We start from the raw sequence: 20,796 nt of genomic DNA, 5'->3' as shown, positions 1-20,796 counted from the left end.
GCTACAAGGACGCGCAAACACACAAGCGACTGCAGGCATGAAACCCACCATTCATACACACGAGACGGAAATTCTGGACCACTTCGGAGGCAAGCGCAAAAAAACGCAGGTCACTAGCAAGTTTGGCGGCAAAGGCGTGTTTTTGCTGTTCACCAACCGTTGTGGGTCCAACCACCTCGCGGACCTGATGACGCAACTGCCAACCCTCACCATGAAGGGCGAGGTTTTCAATTCGGTCAATGTGGTGCGTGCCTGCACCAACCGCAATCTCGGCTCATTCGATGACTATATGCGCCTCATCCACCGCGGGGCTAAAACACCAAACTGGGGTGCAAAGGTTGGCTGCGTTCAGTTTGACATGCTGCACCGTTTTGGCGTGTTTGATGCGTTCGAAGGTGGCTCGTATTTTGTCTGGCTCAAGCGCAAGAACATCGTAGCACAAGCGGTCTCGCATTTTATCGCCCACCACAATTTGCAATGGGCGTCATTCCATGAATCCAAGGGCGAGATACCAGCCTATGATTATGCGGCGATCAAGCGCATGGTCCGCTCTATTCAGAATCACAACCACGCCGCAGAACTATCGCTCGCGCTGACCGGTCGTCCCTATCATGCGCTTTGGTATGAGGACTATATAAAGACCCCCAACCAACACATGCGCCGGATTGCCAACTTCATCAAGGAGCCGTTCGAGAAGGTCGAGCGGGATCAGGGCAAGTTCAAAAAGCAGAACAACCCGATCAAGAAAGAATATGAAGCCCGCTTCCGCGCGGATGCCCGGCGCAAGCTTCAACTCTAGCTGCTTGGGCGTGACAGTCGCGCCTAGTGTTCCAGTTTCTGGGCCGCCAGTTCCCGCAAACGCCCTTCGGCAATAGGTTCACCAAGGAAATCAAAAAGCGCTTTGAAGGGCTCAATGCTGTCCGCATAGTCCTCATAGCGCATGGTGTGGCATTCACTCGGATAGGCTGCTGCAAAACGCGCGAATGCCCGGTCGCTGCGAGAGACAAGGTTTTCCACAAAACCCTCGCCCATATCCTGCCACCACGATGACTTGGCCACATCCTGCCAGGCACGCGTGTTGAAGACAAACCGGGCGCGCGGGAAAAAGCGGCGCATGAACTCCAGGAACTCAACCAGCTCGTCTTCCTCAAGGTCGCCGTAACGAATTTCCTTGAAGCCCACAACGCGGGCGTCCTCTGGCGGGCGTACAATCTCTGCTATGAAGGCATCCACCATGCGGTCCGCGAAGGCTTCTGCGTCCACTTCGTCAGCGCCAAACCAAGGACCGTTTTCAGGCACTTTACGGCGCGTATCGAAGCGCTGCCGGATTGAGTGCGCACGCCGCCACGCACTGAAAATGCCGTAGAGCACATTCTCATTCTCGCCGCGCATGAAATAACCGTCAATCGACTGCAGCACGGTTTGCACAAGCGTCGACCCGCTGCGGCCATAGGTGACAACAAACACATATCCGCCGCGCGGCTGCCAGTTCAGCGCCTTGGCCATAACGGCAGGGCCAAGGCTTTTGCTTTCGGCATGTGGGACTGCAGCGAAGAAACCGTCATCAGATATGATTTTCTCGGACGGCATGCCCTGCGCGCCGAGGCCCGCGCGCAATCCGGCAACATCGTCGGTAAGTACGGCATCCACCGCATGTTCGTACGCAAGGATACGGCCGTAGTCTGTAACTGTCATACCGCTCGCTACCACACCCGGCAGCATCAGGTAGGCCTTTGCCCCGCGATGCCGCACCACGCCAAAACCTTCAAGCGCGGTTGAGCTGTAGTCTGCCACCAGCATGTCAAAATGAATGGCCAGTGTCTCAAGTTCTACCTGCCGGTAGGGCGTCATGCCGGAATTCACCGACCGTCCGAGATAAAAGCGGCTCGAACCCTCGCCATGCTCAAAAATCAGCGGGGCGACCATATCCGCCTCAGCAATCAGGTCCTTCATGCCGCGGCTCGGTGCTACACCTTCCTGACGCTCAAGGATCACAAAGACGCGGTAACCCTTGGCCTTTATCTCCGCCATGCGTCGCCGGATGACACTATGACCACTTGCGCTTTCAACCGCGACAAAGGCACACCATTTTTCGCCCTCACCCTTCACCCACGGTACCGGCGGGAACTGTTCTTCATCGGCGGAACACGCGGGTGCGACCGTTTGCTCATAGACCGTGCGCGCATCCGGGCCCGCATATTTGCGGTCTGCATGCCGCAGCCAGCCTTCCATCGCCGGCAACTGCTGCACGATGGGTTCAATTTCAGCATTGATGTCCGCGAGTGCAGCATCTGGCAGGTCAGTCAACGGCAGCATCACCTGAAAGGCCGGTACCGCATCAACTTTCAAACGGTGGCTGCCCTGCCGGTCCCATGCCATGCGTTCAATCAGCACGTCGCGCAGCACCACCATATGGGCTTTTGCAGTCGCCGGACCACCGAGCCACTCAACATTTTCGCCTGCAGCGAAACTGATGGCCATGCCCTCATGCCCACTGCGCAGGATTTGCCAGAAAAGCCAGCGCAGATACTGCGTGCCTGATGCCTGCAGCTTGTCCCACAGCGCGTCCGCACATAGCGCAATCTTGAACGGGAAAAAATGTTCGCGCGGGCCGATACGGCACTGGTGCACGAGGGCTGCGAACTCTGCATGTGTGCTCACGCGCGGGGCTGCTGTGGGATCGGCGCAATAGAGGACCCTGTCGCTATCCGTGCTGATAACCGCAAAAGTTGGCGCTTCCCGGTGGAGCTGCCGCATGAGGAAGTCAGGCGCATAGAGCTTTTTGTGCTTCGTGCGCATCCGCGCGATCAGGAGGTCCTCCTCCCGGCGCGAATCCGCCAGCATGCTCTCTGCGCGGCGACGATAGAGGAAACCGGCATCCTTCACCCGCACGCCGTGATAGCCAGCACCAAGTGCCGAGAGCCAGAAGTCCCAATCCTCAAAACCTGAGCGCATGGTCTCGTCATAAAAGACACCATTGCGGAACATGGATGCCCGAACGAGCGACCCCGCCTCCGAGATATTCCCGGTCAGATGCTTGAGGACCGAATAGTCCGGTGCTGTCTCACGCGTATCGAAGCCGCTGCGACCCCACGAAAGACCAAAGAAGGAAATATCCGGATAGGCCCAGCCAACACTCTCATCATCACCCAGCGCCTTGCGGTATGCCTCAAGCGAATAAGGTGCGAGGCGATTATCAGCGTCGAGGAAGAAAATGGCGTCCATATCCGGGAAGGCATCCAGCAGGAAACGCACACCCTTGTTGCGTGCGCCCGGCAGGCGGGTGTTCTTGTGGCGCAGGTAAAAAAGCGTACCCGGATATTGGTCCATCAGGTTGCGGACCAGCGTGCCGGTTTCTTCAAACCGGCAACCGTCGTCCACCACAACGACATGGATGGGTCGGTCTGTTTCCTGCGTGCAGGCGCTGACAATCGCCTCCCCCAAAAAACGTGGATGCCCATAAGCCGGGATCACCACGCCGATGGGCAAAGCCGCCGGATGCGACACCTCAGCCATTGTAATTACCGTCGGAGCTGACAAGGCCGATCGAAGTCCAGCGGCACCAGCCATAGCTGTTGATGCCGTCAATGCTGAGCGTTGCGAAAACCACGTCATGATTGACCGGTAGTGGGTCTGCGAATTCAAGCTCGATGCGGGCCTGTTTGGTCGCAGGCAGGCAGCGTGCGGCCCATATGGCGCCGTCCGTTACCTGCTGGGCGCCGCCCTGCACAGTTGGGTCCAAAGCAGCGTCGGCGACCTTGTCCAGCAGCGCTTTCAGTGGCGTGCTGGAATGCGGGCGCACCGCCAGCACATAGATAAACTCGGGCGCTGCCGGATGCGCAGTGCCTGCGGTTGCGATCAGCTTGCGTGTGCCCGCTGTCGCAAGCGACGGCACCACAGCGCCTGAGATACGGTCCCTCAGCGGATGGGTTTGCAGATAGCCGCCGTTTTCATCCAGCAGCAGCGGCGAGAACCCATTCTGGATGGAGAGGCTCTCGAGCATCTCCGCGCCTTCGATAAATTCCACAAGACCACTCAGCTCCGGCGGGCGCAGTGCACGCACCAGCCAGCGTTGGTCGGCCGACGCGGCGTTCACTGCTGTGGCTTGTGGTGCAAGCACCTCAGGCCGGTGCAGCCGCTCAACCGATTTCAGGCGAATCCAGCCATTGTCCACCCGTTCATCAAGCGTGCGGGCGTAGATGACCACAAAGCCCTCTGTGTCGACACCTCTGTCGAACGTGAGCTCAAAGCGGTGTTTTGCGCCGCCGCCAAGCACGGTTGAGGCGTGGGCGAGCACATGGCTCCCATCGACCGTGTCGGCCGCGAAACCGTGCACCACCGATTCGATGTTATCAAGCGTGCGTACATACACCGCGCGCACCAGCATGAAGGGGGCGCGCGTTTCCGGCACTTCCACATCAAGCGCGATACCACGGTCAGTTGCGTGTACCTGCTGCGCAACCGTGATACCCGTTACGCCGTCAGACGCCAGATGCGCCTGCACCCAGCCATAGTCGACCGACAGCTGCAGTGGCGCGAACCGCACCTCGCCCGCCGCCGCCATAAGCCGTGCTTCGCCACCATAAAAACCGACACGGTCCGGGAAGAAGCCCGGACAGGTCTTGACCGAAACGGTGCCGGATTTGGCGCGGTATTCTTCCAGTTCCTGCGATGCGATATCGGGACGGAAAATATTCTTGAACAGTTCAAGAGCCAGGCTTTCGCCCTTGCCCTTGCTGCCAAAGCGGTCAGCCTTCGTCGCCGCCATTGAGAAGACCGGCACGTCACCCTTGCGTTCCGACCGGCCCAGAATTTCAAGCCGCAGGTCACCCATGACGTCGGTCACGATGTCCTCGAACCGGAACATGTTCCAGCCCGCCTTCAGCTGAGCATAACCGCGCCCTGCTTCGGCAAGGATTTTGCCATCAAAGTCCCGGCGCAGCCGCAGGGTGATCTGGCCGTTGCCTTTTGCACGGTCTTTCACATGCAGTGAAAGCGCTGCAAGGCCAAGTCCATCAACCGGCAGGATCTGCTCAAAACTGTCACCACCATCCACATCGAGCTTCAATGTCGCTTTGCCCGGCATGAGGGTCGCAACGGGCATGATGTTCTCATAGCCAACGCTGTCCATGATGCGTTCTGCGATGGTGAGGCTTGTCATCATGCGCTCAGACGCCTGCCTGAGGTAAACGAGCTGTGCCTCAAGCGCCGACGCATTGCCGCTGACAGCCTCAATCAGCTCGCCCTGCATATCGATGAGGAAAGTAGCGATGGCCTGCCCGTCCCCCGCCCGGTCAGCCCCCAGCACACAGACGGGATAAGCGGCGCGCCCTTTTGCCAGCAGACGCTCGCCACCCCATTCGGCATAAATGCCCTTGGTGCCTTCAAGAAGGATAAACCCGCAAAGACCAGCAGGCACACCCGGCAAGCTCAGCCGTGCGCTGTCTGCCGCTTCGCCGGCCACGGTAATACGGCCGTCCGAGTGCGCGTGCAGCACATGATAGCGGCTACCAGTGAGGGTGGACACTGTGTCCGCCACAAGCGCATCAACAATCAGCGACCGGCCACCGCCATAAAGCGTTTTCAGCGCGGCGGAGCTTACCTTCAGTTCGAGCATGGTCAGTCCCTATCCTAGCCCTTGAACGCGCGCTCGGTGAAGCGGCTGATTGGCAGCACCAGAATCTCAAGGAACGTCTTGGGTTCGGTCTTGAGGAAGACAGTCGCCACCGTGCCCGGGCGAACAGCAGATGTATCCTGCCCTTCATCGACCGAGATATAGGCGATGTAATTGCCTTCTGGCGTTCTGTCGCTCACCACCGCGTCAGCGGATACGTAGGTCACCTTGCCATAAAGCGGAGGGTCGGACCGGCTTTTAACCGACAGCAGGCGCATTTCCACTTCCTGGCCCACGTAAACCTCTTCACGGTCACGGATGGCGACCTGCGCTTCAACGCGGAAGTCATCCAGCGACGGTACAATTTCCATCATCGCTTCACCCGGTGCCACAACAGCGCCAATGGTCTTTTTCGCGATACGGAACACCGTACCGGCTGACGGCGAACGGATGAGTGTGCGCTCCAGCACATCTTCAAAGCGGGCGATATCGGTCTCGAGCTTGTTCAGGTCTTTCTGAAGCTGGATCGAAAGGTCTTCCGCCTGCTTGATACGCTCAAGCCGGACCTGGCCTTTTTGTGCCTGCGTGGAGATGATCTCGCTTTCGGATTTCTCGATCTGCAGCTTGGCGATATTCAGGTTGGCGCGAACGATGGAGAGCTCACGCTCGGTCGCGAATACCTTGGTACGCTGAATGAGGCCCTTCTCAAGAAGGTCCTTGAAGTCCCGAAGCTCAAGCGCCAGCAGTTCTTCCTGCTTGGCCCGCGCTTCAATCACTGACTGCTGGCCCGCGATATCATCCTTGAGGGATTCAATCTTGTTCTCAAGGATTTCAATCTGGGATTTGGTCAAGTCATTGAGCGCATGAAACTCGCTGGTCTGGCTTTCAATGGTGTCCTGAAGGCGTGCGTTATCCAAGAGGGATTGCGGCAGTTCCGGCAACTTGATTTCATTCGCGCCCGCAATTTCCGCGCGGCGGCGCGCAAGCTGCACCCTGGTGATCGCACGCTGCAGACGCAGGTTGTCAAGCTGCGGACCAACCTGGCTTGAATCCAGCTCAGCCAACACTTGCCCAGCATCCACATGTTCACCTTCATGCACATGAACCTTGGTCAGAATGCCACCCTCAAGGTGCTGCACAACCCTGTTCTGGTTTTCAGCGGCCACGCGACCGATAGCGATCACAGCACCACCCAGCGGTACAAAGGCTGCCCAAAGGCCGCCCAAGCCAAATACGATCAGCAGCACCATCTTAGCCATTTTCAAGCCGCGGCTGCTGGTGAAATCCACATTGTCATGCCAGCGCGCGAGTGCGTCGCGCTTGAACGAGCGTGTCGGATCAAGGTCGATCGGAGTGGCGAGGTCGCGCGCAATTTGCGACTGAGGGACGACCGCGGTGCCGGAACCGGCGTTATTTTCCATATCTGCCATCAGTTTGCATTTTCTATTTTGGATTGGGCCGACGGGTTGGGCTGTTGCGGCTTCTGCTGCTCAGGCTTCTTCGCGTTGCGCTGTGCTGCGACCGTGGTAATGCCGTTTTTCTTCAGCACTTCATCCCGTGGACCGAAGTCCTGGATTTGACCGGCGCGCATGAACATCACCTTGTTCACATGGCGAAGGGCGCTCGGACGGTGCGTGATCACGATCACGGTCTTGCCCTCTTCCCTGAGCGCTTCCATCACTTTGTGGAAGATACCCTCGCTTTGGCTATCAAGGCCGGTTTCAGGTTCGTCGAATACAATCACCTGCGGATCGGCATAGAGTGCCCGCGCAAGCGCAATCATCTGTGCCTGCCCGCCTGACGGCCAGAAACCGCTCCGCGACAGCAGGGTGTCATAGCCTTGCGGCAGGCCCTGCAGGATTTCATGCACACCCGCGCGCTTGGCGGCTTCGATCACCATCTGTGGCGGGTCATCTTTACGGAGCCGCGCGATGTTTTCTGCGACGGTCGATTCAAAAAGCTGCTGCTGCTGCGGCAGGTAGCCCACATAAAGGCCCTTCGCCACCGGGTCCCACACATTAAGCGCGGTACCGTCCAGCTTCACATGGCCGGTTGTGGGTTCAAGGTAGCCGACAAGAAGGCGTGCCAGCGTCGACTTGCCCGAGCCCGAACCGCCAATCACGGCAACACAGTCGCCGGGACGGATGACAAAATTGATATTCCGTAGGATCGGTTCAGACTTCGGTGACGGCATGTAAGCGAGCCGTGCGACTGACACTTCACCACGCGGGCGCGGCAAAAGGGTACGGTCCTCCGGCAGGCTCAGCTCTTCCATGCGCTTGCACAGACGGTCGTATGCTTCCTTGCCCATCACCAGTTGGCGCCAACCACCAACGATCTGCTCCATCGGCTGGAGCGCGCGGGCGCCGATGATGGCCGCACCGAAGATCACACCAAAATCAGCGTCACCGCCAAGCACAAGGCCGGCGCCCACCGCCGTGATCAGTACCTGCAAAATCTGGCGTGCCGCCTTTGATGCCGCACCAAAACGTGATGTCATGTCGAAAGAGTTGAGGTGGCTGCTCAGGTGTTTGCCCTGGTGCTGGCCCCAATCATTCACGCTTTCAATATAGCTGCCCTGCGCGCGGATAATTTCCTGCGAACGCATGTGGCTATCAAGGCGGCGATAGGCCTTGATCATATTCTCGCTGTTTTCCTGGTTGAACGGCGTGGTCTTGCGGTTGCCCCACACAGCCAGCAAAAACAGAAGCGCCGCGCCAAGGGTCACCACCAAACCGATAACCGGGTGGATGAAATACAGGATAAACAGGAAAAACGGCATGACCGGCAGGTCAAAAAGCGCGCCATAGGACGGCGACGACAGCGTGGCCCGCAGGAAGGCAAGATCCTTCAGGCTTTCGCCATTCGCGTCTTTCTGCTGCGCCAGTTCACCCGCGAGAAGCGGCCCGGCCATGTTGCTTTCAAGCCTTACAGCCGCCCGGGCAAGAAGGTTGTTTTTTGCGGCTTCGAGAAATCCGTAAGCCACGAGAATAATAAGACAAATCACCACAAGTGCGACGAGTGTCTCAACACTCTGAGCCTGCAGCACGCGCGTATATACCTGGAACATGAAGGCGGGCATCGCCAGCATGGCAAGGTTGCCGAAGATCGCGAGGACCCCGATCATACGCAGCGAGCTCATATACAGGCGTCGCTCGGTTTTAAATTCGTCGAGTACCGACATCAATCATTCCAATTCAAATACGGCATCAGATGCCACCTTCCCGGACGCTTCAATATACGCGCCCGTTCACTCTGCCGAAAGTCGATACCACAGCAATGAACAGGTGTCGAACCTGTAGCTTGCGTGCGGCACATAGCCCCATCCGCATACGCGTCAGGGGTTGAGCTTCGGCGTCCTGCCTTCCGCGACGTCGGTGATCATGTCCCAGTATTTGGGCAGAAGATCATCCTTCGCATAATGGTTGACGATGCGGTTTCTGGCGGAGGATTTCAAATGTTCAAATTCACCCGGATTCTCAAGCACGCTGACCATGCGGTCAACGAGCGCATCGGTGTTCCAGAAGTCCACCAGCAAGCCGTTTTTGCCGTCATCAATCAGTTCGCGCACAGGCTCAGTGTCCGAGCCCACGATCAGCGCACCGGTGCTCATGGCTTCCAGCATCGACCACGACAGCACAAAAGGTGCCGTCAGATATATGTGGGCTGAGGTAATGCGGAACAGGTCGCGCAGGAATTCAAGCGGCTGCAGCCCCATGAAATGCAGGCGGTCATGGTCGAACTCGAACTTCTCCAGCATCGGCTCTTTCATGCCCTTGCCGGACGGCAGCTGTGACCCGTAGGCGATACGGTCCGCGCCCAAAATCACCACATGCAGGTTCGGACGGATTTTTTGCAGCTTCGACACCGTTTCCATAAATTGCGGGAAACCGCGATAGGGTTCCATCCCCCGCGCTACATAGCTGATGACCTCATCCTTCTCGGTCAACACCTTGCCATTCGCCACCTTAACCTGCGCGCCCTTGGCGGGGGAGAAATAGTCCGTGTCCACGCCGTCATGCAGCACGCTGATGTTGTTGCGGAAGATTTCCGGGAAGCGGGATTTCTGGAAATGGGTCGGGCTTTGGCCCCAGTCCTGCGCCGCAAGGTCATGCAGGATGGGCGTGTTTTTCATGCGGATGCGAATTTCGGCATTGGCGTCATAACGCGCGCGTTCAATGAATTCTCCGTCGCCGCCATGGCAGTGATAATACCATTCGTAATAGTTCAGGAGCTTCGCATCCGGGAAGATATCCTTGAAAAAGAGTCCAGCTCCCCAGCCCGAGTGGGCGAGGATGATATCCGGCGAGCCGTTTTTCTTTTTCATGTCCATCAGCGACTTGTAGGCCGCCTGCCCCATCAGCACAGCGCGCTCAATGCCTACCACAGCCGGGTGAATATCGGCCTTCGGCTCGCGGTGCGGACGGAAAGTTACCTTTGGTGTGGCGAATTTGTTCTGGTTAGTAGCAAGCGTCACGGTCGCTGCCTGCACATCCTTCATCCCGGCGATATGGCCAATCAACCGACGGTACTGGCCGGGAAAGTTATTGTGCGCAAAAAGTATCTTCATAAAACCATTAACCCCCGAGAGCGCCCAACGCGCCTCCAATTCTTCAATCCAGACCGAGCGATGCCTTGATCCGGTCCACGTCCTGCCTGATGCTGTGCAGCACGGCCGTATTCAAATTCACCAGTTCCGCCAACCCTTGCAAGCTTGGCAGGTCACGCGCGCGCTTTGCCGCCAGCGCCGCCTCATCTTCCTCTTCCGGCACAGCCCGCCATGCGCTGAGGTCGTGCCCGGCAAATACGGTATTTTCAAGCCAGTCATTCTCCGGCCCGAAATGCGCCATGATATGACGGCGCTGCGCAGCGGATAGTCCCGGCTTCTTGATCCCACCCCGGTGTTTGTGCTGCTCGTCAATATAGCTCGTGAGCGCATTGTCGTGTGGGTTATCGAACAGATAGGCACTTTCCTTGAGCGTGTTGGCAAGCTCTGCACTGAAAGACACATTTCTGGATTTGGCGACTTCAAGCCCGCTGCCATCAACACCCGTCTGGTGCCAGAAGTCGGCCACCAGGTCACCGCCCACCATGTTCGGGCGCGAGAGCGGGCGCACATGCACACGCTCGGCACCAAAGGCTGCGAGGTAGCTTTCAACCGTATCGCGGTAGATGCTGTCACGCTCACCGCCTGTGATGCGGCTGATATAGGCTTCAAGGCTTTCGCCGCGCTTGAACTGCCACTGTGCCCAGCTTGAAAGCATCCAGTCGTCCTGCCGGCGCAGGTAAGCGATGACCTGACAGTCAAAATACTTCTGCGCGACAGCCACATGGCTTGCTGCCCAAGGTGCGCCCATATTCTCCGCCGAGCAGATAACGGCCTTGAGGCCTGCGCGCTCAGCCTTGGCGGCAAGCTTGCGGAAATCAGGCTCAAGGTCCACCTCGCCACCACCGCGCACAATCTGTGCGGCGGCAAAGATGTGTCCAATGGGGAAACGGTAGCGAGACCGGCGGGTCATCAGCTCCATCTTCTCCCCGCAAACGCCATAGCCCATGTCGCGGAGTGCAACCCGGTTGATATACAGGGCCTCCTGCACGGTGGAGCTACCACACTTCGGATATCCGATATGGAGATAGAGTTTCACTGCCACCTGATGGTCCGGTCCCTGTATTGCCTTCCTTTGGGGAAGGTCTGCTTTCGCAACTTACGTGCGAACATCATATAGCTTGCGGCACCCTGCCGTAGCAAACAGTAATTCCTGCCCGCCAGCCATGCGCCATAGCCTATTTACCCTCGAAGATCGCGTCGGTATCCGCGTTGGTACCACGCATGAAACCGCGCAGCCGCGCTTCATTCAGCACCTTGCGTTCGTCAATCTCGCTCATGGGCACGCGGTGCGTTACTCCCCATGCTTCGTCGTGTTCGTTCATGCCCTGCAGGTGGCGCTGAAGCTCGGCTTCATCGCTTACAAGGTCGTAGCCGAAGAAATGCTTGAAGAAGCTGGCTTCAATCGCACTGCGCTCCTCGGTCTCTTCTGCGTCAAAGTCATGACTGTGGTACACAATTGCCTGTGCCGCATACATCTTGGCATAACCTGCCTCGATGATGTCGTGCGCCCACAGCTGGTCTTCGCCGAACACAACGCGGCGGTAGGGGATCTTCTCCCATGCCGACCGGCGGAAACAGCTGTTGTTGTCGCTGTAGAAATGCAGGAACTGGCGCCAGCCCTTGTCCTCGCTTTTATAGCGCACTGGGTTGGTATCGCGTGACACCAGCAGAGGATGCGCGAGGAAATTTTTGAAATGCCCATCAAGGTCGCGCTTGGTGAAAGGCGACGCATCCGGATAGGCATAATGGCGACCAAAGGCACCCATGGCCTTGGGTTCCGCATCAATCGCTTCAACAAGGTTAAACAGCCACGCCTGATTGGCTGGCAGCGCGTCGTGCGTCAGGAAGGCAATATAATCGCCACTCGTGATTTCCGCCCCAAGGTTCCGGGTATCACCATGGTTGAAGTCTTTTTTGTCAATCTGGTGCAGCCGCACTGACGGGCGGGCCTTCACGATATCCAATGTGCCGTCGGTTGAGCCGCTATCGATCACCAACACTTCAAACGGCCACGGTGTATGCTGCGCGAGCACGGCATCCAGCACGCCAGCAAACTGCGGCCCGGCATTATAGGTGGGGATCACGACAGAGGCTTTAATGCCCTTGTGGTGAACAGGTTCATTGAGCACGGCGATGCCTCTGGCGCGCGCCGCTTTCTCCGCCACGTCGGCCAACGTTTGCTCAACAACCGCGCCCGCTTTCTCCCACGAGAAGTCCGACACCCATTCAAGCGCGGCGTCCGCCTGTGCACGGGCGCGTGTGTCATCCAGCAACGACTTGATGGCAGCGGCAATCGCTACGGGGTCGGGCTTGGCCCATGTCACCACATTTTCAGGATAGATGGCACGGGTGTTTTCCCCGTCCAGCTCCACAATCGGCAAGCCACTTGCCATCATTTCCTGCGGCACCAGCGAATAGTTGGTCGCGGAGAATACCACACCGATGTCCGCCGCACGGAACAGCGCAGCAAGTTCCGCCGTCGACGCCACACCGTGGTCGGTAAAGTCAAACGGCGCATCGGCGAACGGCATATCGTTACCGAAGAAATCCACATGGATTTTCACGCCGTCACGCGCCAGCACCTCAAGCGCCAGAAGCCCAAGCTCTACCGCGCGGCGGTCCGTCGTGATACGGGAATAGAATGCGATACGAAGCGCCTTCGCATGCACGAGGCTTTCTGTGCGCGCTGGTTTTTCGCGCGGCGGGAAATAGGTTTTCTGGTCCGCTGCGAGATAGAAATAGCTGGTGTCGCGCCCATAGTCCCGGTTCAGCTTTTCCGCCAGCCATGGGCTTGCACAAATGCAGTGCAGGTCCTGCTTGTATGTCAGCTCCGCCGCGAGGTAACGCCCGCCCATGGGGAAGAAGGACGGTTCAAAATCCTGCACGAAATAAAAGCGAGAGAGGAATTTCGCCGCCGACAGGATAGGCCACACAGACCAGCAATCGGTCGCGATCAGCACATCACCCTTTGCCGCGGTCGGGAAGGACTGGTCAACAAAACGCACATCCGCCCGCACAAACTGGAAGTGTTTCTGGATTGTCTCTCGCGCTTGCTCCGGCCTGCGGTGCTGGGTTGGGCAATGCACCCAAAGTGTCAGCTTGTGGCCCAGGCGCTCAAGATAGCTGACCATGCGGAAAATGGTCATATGACCGCCACCGCCGGGCGAGAAATCCGGGATAACCCAGTGGATATCCATCTGGGCCTTGTTGAAGCTGGCCTGTACCGGCTTCAGCGCGCGCGCATCAAAAGCCGTCATGCTGCGCATCGCGGCGGACAGATAGTCCTCACCGTCCTCGGCCTTGAGGCGCCGGCTTTCGCGTTCAAAACCGGGGTCTGGCAACTCCCTGCCCTCAGCCTTGCCCATGTGCAGATAGTGCGCGAGCATGCTGGCTTGCAGGTCTTCTAGGTCGGTGTGCAGCTTGCGGTAGGCTTCCTCGCTGAATTCCTCGCACGGGTCATGCCCCAGCCGCCAACCGGTTTCGGCGAAAAAGACCACCGGGTGCCGGTCATCAAAGGAATCGCTATATTCCGTGCGGTACCAGCCGGTATCAAAATAGCGGTTTGGCTTATAGTCAAACGCACCACCGTAAATCAGGTAGTGCTCAATATAGTCCGCGCCCGGCATCAGCTCATTGCCGTATTCATGCGAATACCATTCCGGGTCAAAAAGGCCTGACCGCGCGATCGCATCCACAAGTGCGTGTCGCTCATCGGCGGACATGGCCAGATAAGCGCGGCCGGTTTCGTCCAGGTCCTCCGGGTTCGGCCAGCGCCGCGGGCGGTAGCGCGCCGTTGTCAGATAGTGCAAGAGCGCATCGTCGCGGCCCTTTTTCAGGTCCCGGTTGATGAGGAAATAAAGCTCGGGCGAAAAATCGACCGACGGCCAGTGACAGTCCTTATAGCCTTCGCGCGCGTAATAGAGCAGCGGGTTCATATCGCCCACATAGCGGCCATAACAGGTGCGGTACCAATTCACATGGAAGTGGGCGCAGGGGCTGCGGTCTTCGTTGACACCAAAACGCACAAAATGCTCCAGCGCCGAAATGCGGTAGTCACGCAGGTCAGAGTTGGAGCGTTCGTACCACGCTGCATCAAAGAGGCCAGTCGAGGCCACGGCCACCATCTCCCGCAGGATGGCTTTTTCCGCCTCCGGGCTTTCGGCACGGTTCGAGAGCTGCACAGGAATGCGGGCATAGCCGTCACGCCGGCCAGTGGCAAAATAATGCTCCAGCGGGCAAACATCCCCGTCAATCTTGCCGGCATAGGCTTCCCGATAGGCGTTGCCATCAAACTCGGCGGAGGGGTTGAGCCCCATGCGCCAGCCTTTTCTACGGTAATGCAACAAGAGGCTGCGACGGCGCGGCGCGCGGCGCTGCTTGCCGTAAAACTCGGGGTCGAAAAACGGGTTCGGGCAAAGACCCAGCCTTTCGCCCACAAGGGTATAGTGAAGGGCGGGGTCCGCGAGTGACCGTTCATCAAGCAGCAGGCCGTATTGTGCCAGATAGAAGGGCTCATCAAACAGCGGGCAGGCAGAAACCTCAGCTGCTTCGGACCGTCTGGACGCTCGGATCTTGCCGTCTTCCGGCAGCGCCATTTCCTGCTCGGTAAAGTGCCAGACACCCTCCACCCTCAGGGAGAAAGCCCGGCGCCCTTCTGTCCGGCCATAGCGCAGATAGTGCGACAGCGGGTTCATGCCGCTGGCCTTGATGTCCGGATAAGCTTCAAGGTAGGGCGTCACAAGGAAACTGCGGGACGGGTCGCGCCCCTCTTTCCAGCCGATGCTGTCAAAATGCAAAAGTGCCTCGACCGGGTCTTTGATGCCGGTCTGTTCTGCATAATACTCAGGGTTAAATAGCGGATTCGGGCGGTAGCCCGCTGGCGCGCCTTCCTCGATATAATGTTTGGCTACTTCAACCGCACGACGGGCGGGCACGGCATAGGCACGGCTATACCAGTCCTCGAGAAGGAGGCCGGTCTTAACCACGGCCTTTGCTTTTCTTTTACCCTGGCTCAAAATAGCGGTGGTCATTAAAACCCACTTTCCCCGTGCCACGAGTGGCGGCACCCTTTTAAAAACACACTTGGCTTTATACACCGACCCGCTCATACCCGAGCAAGCCACAAGCCCATACCCAAAATTGGATTTACGGTAGATTAATGGTTAAAGTCTCAATCCATAACAATACCGGGTCCGGAAACTTTTATGTCTCTCCATAGCTTTTTTCCACGGAAAATTCCCGTATTTTATGGCGACAGAGTGACCTTTGATGGCCCGCGCCCTGCCCTGACCTACACTGACGGCGCTTTGAGCCTTGAGTTTGGCCCGGCCCAGGCGGCCCATACGCGACCAGTTGATGCTGCCCACGACATGCTCCTTGTCTTTGGTCCATTGTGGGCGTCGCTCTATATTGACGGCGCGCTTGAAGGCCGCATCACTAGGCCTGATATGGCGGCACCGTACCAGTTTGACCTGCCTGAAGGCATCCCTCTCACACCGGGCTCTATTGAGGACGCGCTCACGCGCCTCCCCTCAGGCGGCACCGCAGCGCAGGAAGAGCGCGCTCAGCTTGCCTTCCTCAAGAGTGACCTCACAGCGGCACATGGCCTCCTGACCAGCCTGCCCGAAAGCGACACACGCGAACGCCTGCAGCGCTACCACATGCGGCAACATTTCGCTGCCGCCAAGGATGCCGCGATAAAGCTTGCGCTGAAGGGCGACAGAGAAGTCGCCCTGCGCCATATGGCCACGGCGCTTGAAGCAATACCAACGCACAAAAAAAACGCGAGAGGCAAGCGGGTGCCCGGCGGCAGGATTGCCATCCTCGCCGACCTTTCACTCCCGCAGTGCAAGCATTACCGTGTTGAGCAGAAGGCCGAACAGTTCCTGCATCTGGGCCTGCGCGCCGATATATTTGAAATTACGGACGATGAAAACTTGCTCGCCGGCCTCGCACGCTATGACCTGCTGGTGGTCTATCGTCTGCCACTGACACCGCGCCTCGCAGCCATCATCAGCGCCGCCAACGATATCGGCCTGCCTCTCGCCTATGAAACAGACGACATGCTGTTTGATGCCGCTGTATTCCCCGGACCACGACACGACTATGCCGTTGGTTTCGGTGACCTTGAATATGCCGAACTGCAAATTACCCCGGCACTTCACGCTGCCGCGATGGCTCACTTCGATCATATCATCGTATCCACCCGCACTTTAGCGGCGGAGGTACAGGCAAGCTTCCCGAATGCCGCAGTGCATGTACACCCTAACGCACTTGATGGTCGGCACCTCAATGCTACGAAGGGCGATGGAAGCAATGACTTCACACTGTTCTACGGCAGCGGCACCAAGGCGCACCAGCAGGACCTTGAGACCTTCGCAGCAGATGTGCTGGCACCCACCATGCGCAAGCATGCACGTGTTATGCTCACCCTCGCGGGGCATATGACACTGCCTGAAGCACTGGACGGGCTTGAAGACCGGGTGATAATACTGCCCCCTCAAGGGCTTGAGGCTTACTGGGCGCAACTTGCGGCCGCACAGCTCAACCTTGCACCGCTGTCGCGCACTCGCCTGACTGACACCAAAAGCGCAATCAAGTGGCTGGAAGCTGCCAATTTTGGCGTACCAACAGCAGCCACAGACAGTCCCGCATTCAGCGATGTCATTACCGACGGCACGGATGGTTACCTGTGCAGCGACGCGGTTGCCTGGCGCTCAGCGCTGGACCGGGCGATCTCAGACCCTGTGGCCGCACAAAAGGCAGGCGCGTTAGCCCGTGCCCGTGCGGCCGCACAGTTCTCGCCCATCAAAGCGGCAGAGAACCTGGCGGCTATTCTGAAGGAAATAGGTGTTCAGTAGGTCCACAGTCGGTCGACAAAGGTCCAGGCAAAACTGGTGTTTTTGCCTTTCGTGGGCTTGGCCTCGATCTCGATGCTGTCAAACGTCAGCTTATCAAGCCCCTTCAACTCCAGCTCAACAATTTCACCCGGGCGGATGGTGACCCACTTGGTCGATTTTTTCATGTTCAACAGGCTGTCATGGGGCTGGCAGCGCATACGGAAATTCACACCCGGGTTGCCGGGGCCAAAGTGCCGAAGCCGAATGCCCACCACATCCCCCGCATCTTCATGAGTAAGCGGCAGGCTGACCACGACCACCTTTTTCGGCATCGGGTGCACTTGCAGCATGCGTTCCGTCATCTGGTAGGTAACAGGTTGCCACTCAGCCTTGGTGACCATTGGTTCGATCTGGCGGGCGCCGCGCAGGCCGTGGCTCAGGTCAAGCGAGGCGTGACTAAGCGGCAGGACGGGCAGTTCCCTGATATTAAGCCCCTGAAGAAAGACCGGACGCTTGCCGGTGTCGGCCATCAGGTAGGTCTCAAGCAGTGTACCGTCCGTTGCAGCGTCGCCGGGTTCCCGCAGGTTACCACCCGGTATATTGATGGACGGTGCGGGTTCAATGACCACAGTGCCGTTGTCATAGGCGACGGCGCGGGCCAACAGGTCATACCAGCACTCATCCTTGAGTCCGATTGCCATAAGACGCTTGACGGTCGGCAGCTCAAGAATACGGGCGGCGCGGAGCACGGCCGCCGGCGGCAGTGGTTCGGACGCAAGCACGGCAGCAGACGGCGCCGCACCGCTATATAGCCTGATGGCTGTGCTTTCTGATCGTTTGCCAAAGTCAATAGCGGCATGGGCCGCGTAGGCCGCAAGGTCAGGGTTTGCTGCCATGGCCGCCAGTGCGCGGGGGAAATAGTCACTATCCACCACCACATCCGGGCCCATGAACGCCAGCAGCCCTTCATGGTTTTCAAGAAGCGCGCAGGCATCCTGCCACCACAGCGTCATGCCGGGATGCCATGAAACGTCCGTATCACCCAGTTCGCCCGCAAGATCGTCCCGCCACGCTTTGGGCAGCATCAGTCGGAGCGTCGTAGCGGTGGGCAATTGTGGGCGCAGCGCCTCAAGTGCGGGCAACACATCTTCCGCCTGTGCGAAACCATGCGCAATGACGGTGAGCGTTTCCGCGCTGTGCACTGCAGCCGGCACCTCAAAGGCTTGCGTCCAATATGGCGCGCTGGTGCTGAAGCTCACCACCTCCGGCAGCTGTTTCGTCAGCGCATCCACCATAACGCCTGCAAGGGCCTTTGCGGTTCCGGCAAACTTCAGGCAGTTGCGGCCTTCTTTCCAGAAAGTATCACCCCCAAAGGCAAGGCAGTCACCGTTCAGGATCAACATGCTGGAAAGCTGCGATGCCTCGAACGCGAATAGGCACAGGCTTTCGTAATTGGACGGGATCACCACTATCCCCTGCCTGAGCGCCTTCAGGCGGTCCTCCGCTGAGACTTCAGTCTCGATCAGGATACGCGCCGCCTCGCCTTCCGGGATCAAGGCCTTCAGACTGTTGATATAGCGGGCATCCCACCCGTATGAAATCAGCCGAAAACGGCCCTGATAGTCGGGCCTCTGCTCAAGGAAATAAAGCGCCGCCTTGATGAAGATATCCGGTTGCTTGAACGGCTGCAGGCGTGACGAGAAAATGAAGTCACGCTCGCCCACACTTGCCTCATCGCCGCTGCGACTTTCCTCTTCATGCGGGGTAAGTCCAAGGGGCGGCAATTCCACCACAGCGCGGCGCGCCCAGCTTTCATCAAAACCGTAGAAGGCGCGGTTATATTCAACGATCTCGTCAAGGTGACCAACCACAAGGTCCGCTTTTTTAAGCGACAGATATTCCATATCCTTGACACAGCCAGACCAATGGCCCGGTTTGTCATAATAGGGTTGGTGGGCATCCACGATGCCGCCAGTGGAATGCAGTCGCACCACGATACGGCTTGAGGTGAAGGCAAGCCCCGCGGCCTTTGCCTCGATACTGGCAAGCCCCCAACCGCCGAAATCAGGGAATTCGATATAGTCGAAACCGTGACCCAGCGCCGCTTCGTATTCGAGCAGTCCGGCATAAAGCATGAGCGACTGCCGGTAGGCGTGGCCATAGTGCCAAGTGAGGTCATTGCTGCGCTCAAAGTCTGCGATCCAGCCACCATGCCGCATGCCCGAGAGCGGACAGAAATAAACCTTGGCCAAACCATCGAGCGCTTGCCGCACCGCGGCCTGTTCTTCTTCCGGCTGCCAGACCATAAGGAGGTGGATATCGGCAGGCGACACACTTTTACTGTTCTCAACCGCGATATTATACAGCAGCCGTCCAATGCCGCCCTTGTTCAGCGGGTAAATCTCATTGGTGACAAAACAGATAGATGGCATCTACTCAGACCTATAATTCCAAAAACTCGGTATAGCGCGTGGCGGCCAGCGCATTCCTTTTAGTCACATGCTCGGCAATCATGCCAGCCAAAGCTTCCGGGTCACGCGCCGACAGGCGCAGGATATCACCAAGCCGGGCGATAATCTCATTCGGGGTATCCACAAGCCCAACCGTGCAGAATTCGGTGATCGGATCGCGGGCAAACTCGTCAAGCCCCAACGGGCCAGTCAGGCAGGGACGGCCAAGCGCAAATGCTTCCAGCTGCGTCATCGGCTGGCATTCGGCAAGCGATACATTCATCACTGCACTGGCGCGCGCCATCTCTCTCGCCATGGCGTCGCGGTCAAGGAAGCCGCACACCTCGACACGGGAGAGGTCCTCAATCTCGTCAAGGTGACTGGCTTGGTTCACCGTGCAAACCGCACGCACTTCGGCGGTGCGCAGTGCCGCAATGAGATTGGTATAAAGCCCCTTGCGCCAGTGGTTCTCGACCGGAATGAAAACCCGGCCGGCTTCAGCGTCGGCGGTACATTCGATATTGGGGCAGAAATTGATGATGGTGGGCTGCCATGTTGCAGGCACCACGTGATGGAAGTGTGGTTTTACACTGGCGATACCGCGAAGGTCACCCGCACGCAAACGCTTGAGAAGCGCAGCCTGCATGCGCACCTCAAAAGGTGCCTGAAACTGTGTTGAGGTCACGTGGCTGACCGCAAAGAAACCTATCTCATCACCGAGGTGCTGACGCAGCCCGGTAAGGAGAGTGTCCGCCGCTTGTGAATAGCCCTGAAAACAGACGCGCTTGATACCGTGGCGGCCAATCTGTGCAGCAATCGCCTGCGCGTCGTCCGCTGTGAGTTTCTCGGCATTGATGCGCAATTTGTGACCCGGCAGTGCAGCGGATGCGCTGGCAATGCCATACCAGTTACCATGATAGATATGCAGGCTGGCATCGAGTGCGGGGCTGGTGCGCGCCAAAAACATGTCATCCTGAGGGTCAAACTGAAACCCTTGAGAATCCTGATTGTTTTCAAGCGGACGCTGCATCCATTCCCCCATACAAGCCCGATCATGACTATCAAGTTGCACGCCCAGAGACAAACAGAAAGATCATGCCCGGCTTGACGGCCGCCCGATTGAACAGGTGCACCAAAAGAAAAGAGGGAGCCAACAGGCTCCCTCTCGCGTTTCGTTTCAGCCGTATATGGCTTAGAGCTCGATCGCCGCAGCGATTTCAGCAGCGGATACACCGACCACGAAGATGGTGTTACCGGTTGTCGTGCTCAGGAGCACACCTGCTT

At 58.2% G+C, this 20,796-nt stretch carries 11 protein-coding genes; 2 read left to right on the top strand and 9 right to left on the bottom strand.

Features of this window, described 5'->3' with window-relative positions:
- The first annotated feature begins 37 nt into the window (after positions 1-37).
- Entirely contained in the window at positions 38-799 is a 762-nt protein-coding gene (locus B150_RS0118705; RefSeq protein ID WP_020401487.1) for a Stf0 family sulfotransferase, read from the top strand.
- Between the two features lie 23 nt (positions 800-822).
- Here the strand turns inward: B150_RS0118705 and B150_RS0118700 are convergent, their stop codons facing one another.
- The 7 genes from B150_RS0118700 to B150_RS22775 all read right to left on the bottom strand — a co-directional run bounded on the left by B150_RS0118700 (position 823) and on the right by B150_RS22775 (position 15,208).
- Positions 823-3,516: a glycosyltransferase family A protein gene (locus B150_RS0118700; RefSeq protein ID WP_020401486.1), complete on the bottom strand. Its 2,694-nt coding sequence runs from the start codon at positions 3,514-3,516 to the stop codon at positions 823-825.
- The gene (locus B150_RS0118695; protein ID WP_020401485.1) at positions 3,509-5,617 is read right to left on the bottom strand and encodes a DUF6212 domain-containing protein; all 2,109 of its coding nucleotides are present in this window, start codon (positions 5,615-5,617) and stop codon (positions 3,509-3,511) included. The genes B150_RS0118700 and B150_RS0118695 overlap by 8 nt, the downstream gene beginning before the upstream one ends.
- 14 nt (positions 5,618-5,631) lie before the next feature.
- Positions 5,632-7,044, bottom strand: a complete 1,413-nt coding sequence (locus B150_RS0118690; protein ID WP_020401484.1) for an HlyD family type I secretion periplasmic adaptor subunit — start codon at positions 7,042-7,044, stop codon at positions 5,632-5,634.
- Entirely contained in the window at positions 7,044-8,798 is a 1,755-nt protein-coding gene (locus tag B150_RS21895) for a type I secretion system permease/ATPase (protein ID WP_020401483.1), read from the bottom strand. The genes B150_RS0118690 and B150_RS21895 overlap by 1 nt, the downstream gene beginning before the upstream one ends.
- 153 nt (positions 8,799-8,951) lie before the next feature.
- Positions 8,952-10,184 (bottom strand): glycosyltransferase, encoded by a 1,233-nt coding sequence (locus B150_RS0118680; RefSeq protein ID WP_020401482.1) that lies wholly within the window; start codon positions 10,182-10,184, stop codon positions 8,952-8,954.
- 43 nt (positions 10,185-10,227) lie between these two features.
- Positions 10,228-11,265, bottom strand: a complete 1,038-nt coding sequence (locus B150_RS0118675) for a hypothetical protein (RefSeq protein WP_020401481.1) — start codon at positions 11,263-11,265, stop codon at positions 10,228-10,230.
- A 133-nt stretch (positions 11,266-11,398) separates the two neighbouring features.
- Positions 11,399-15,208 (bottom strand): rhamnosyltransferase WsaF family glycosyltransferase, encoded by a 3,810-nt coding sequence (locus B150_RS22775; protein WP_162139722.1) that lies wholly within the window; start codon positions 15,206-15,208, stop codon positions 11,399-11,401.
- A 273-nt stretch (positions 15,209-15,481) separates the two neighbouring features.
- On the opposite strand from B150_RS22775, the gene B150_RS0118665 reads away from it, so the two are divergent.
- Positions 15,482-17,083, top strand: coding sequence for a glycosyltransferase (locus B150_RS0118665; protein ID WP_020401479.1), 1,602 nt, complete (start codon positions 15,482-15,484; stop codon positions 17,081-17,083).
- Here B150_RS0118665 and B150_RS0118660 read toward each other — a convergent pair.
- Together B150_RS0118660 and B150_RS0118655 are read right to left on the bottom strand one after the other, a co-directional pair.
- On the bottom strand, positions 17,077-19,494 hold the full coding sequence (locus B150_RS0118660) for a glycosyltransferase family protein (protein WP_020401478.1): 2,418 nt from the start codon (positions 19,492-19,494) through the stop codon (positions 17,077-17,079). The genes B150_RS0118665 and B150_RS0118660 overlap by 7 nt on opposite strands.
- 10 nt (positions 19,495-19,504) lie before the next feature.
- Positions 19,505-20,542, bottom strand: coding sequence for a glycosyltransferase (locus B150_RS0118655; protein WP_020401477.1), 1,038 nt, complete (start codon positions 20,540-20,542; stop codon positions 19,505-19,507).
- Positions 20,543-20,796 lie beyond the last annotated feature (254 nt).

Origin of the sequence: Kordiimonas gwangyangensis DSM 19435 = JCM 12864 (assembly GCF_000375545.1) — a bacterium.
GTDB classification, from domain to species: domain Bacteria; phylum Pseudomonadota; class Alphaproteobacteria; order Sphingomonadales; family Kordiimonadaceae; genus Kordiimonas; species Kordiimonas gwangyangensis.
Note: the sequence above shows the minus strand (reverse complement) of the source record. Positions and strands in the feature narration are given on the sequence as shown.